Source organism: Paraburkholderia sp. RL18-085-BIA-A (assembly GCF_046027075.1).
Taxonomy (GTDB): domain Bacteria; phylum Pseudomonadota; class Gammaproteobacteria; order Burkholderiales; family Burkholderiaceae; genus Paraburkholderia.
This window is the reverse complement of the sequence record NZ_JARESU010000467.1, coordinates 1-1,105: the sequence shown is the minus strand read 5'-3', so window position 1 is coordinate 1,105 and position 1,105 is coordinate 1. Positions and strand designations below refer to the sequence as shown.

Sequence of the window (1,105 nt, the reverse complement as noted above, 5' to 3'; positions counted from 1 at the left end):
CACCTTGCATGTTGAGGCATGCAAAGGAATGAGTCTCGTCTTTCCGAGCTTCGCGCCGCGGATCGTTAATATCGCCCCCGTCAGATCCACGTCCTGAAGCTCGAGATTGCGCGCTTCACCCAGGCGCATGCCCGTGACGCTCAACAGCCCGAACAGGCAGTGATAGGTCCATGGCAGCAGTGCAGCCCGTTCATCGTGGTATGGCATCTGCAGCGCCGCCTGTAGCAGGCTACGGATCTCGTCGGCCGAGTATAGGTATGGTCGGGCCCGCTTCGGTCGAAATGGCAACAAGCCTGGTGCTGGTATTTCCGTGCGGGGATCGGTAGCACTGCGATATCGCGCGAACCCACGCAACCAGCGCATTCGTTGCGCCCATCGGTCGGGCTGGACATTTGTGGGTTGCCGAGCCCAGGCGAGCGCCAACGCCTGCGTAACGTAAGAAGCACGATGCTGTTCCATGAACGCGACGAAATCGGGTAGCGCTGTGCTCTCCTCCCTCAATTTGAATCCCAGGCTGCGCCGCAGGTCGAGGTAATCCTGAACAGCCTGCCGAAGCGTATTCATCGTACACCTCCGGGCCAAGGCAACGCGAGTGCGCGCAATGCCTTGATGTCGACCCGAGTGTAGATCATCGTGGTCTGTGGGTGACGATGACCCAGCACCTCGCCAATCTCCGTGAGCGAAGCTCCATGACTCAGCATCTGGGTAGCCAGTCCGTAGCGGAACTGATGGGCACCGGTTGTGGGCGCGTCAATGCTGGCACGCTGAAGTGCACGCCGAACGACGCAGCCGAGGCTACTTGGCCCACGAAAACCGGTGATGCCCGCGCGTGCACGTAAAAATACGCGGCGACTGGCGCTCTTCGGCCGCCCGTGCTGCAAGTAGGCGGCGATGGCTTCGCCGACGTCCGCAGGTAAGGGTAGCTCGATGCGTTGTCCACCCTTGGTGTGAACGCTCAGTTGACCTGCGTCCCAGTCGATATCATCGAGTTCGAGGAAAACCACTTCACTGGATCGCAATCCCAATCGCGCGAGCATCAACAGGATCGCGTAGTCGCGACGACCGACTGTAGTCCGTCGATCGATACTAGCCAGCAACTCCCGAG

At 60.3% G+C, this 1,105-nt stretch carries 2 protein-coding genes; both read right to left on the bottom strand.

From position 1 onward, the window contains the following. Window positions 1-564: site-specific integrase (locus P0D89_RS53270; RefSeq protein WP_408379686.1), on the bottom strand; the 564-nt coding region annotated here is incomplete at its 3' end. After that, window positions 561-1,105, bottom strand: a 545-nt coding sequence (locus tag P0D89_RS53265) for a site-specific integrase (protein WP_408379684.1), incomplete at its 5' end; no start/stop codon positions are given. The genes P0D89_RS53270 and P0D89_RS53265, both read right to left, overlap by 4 nt.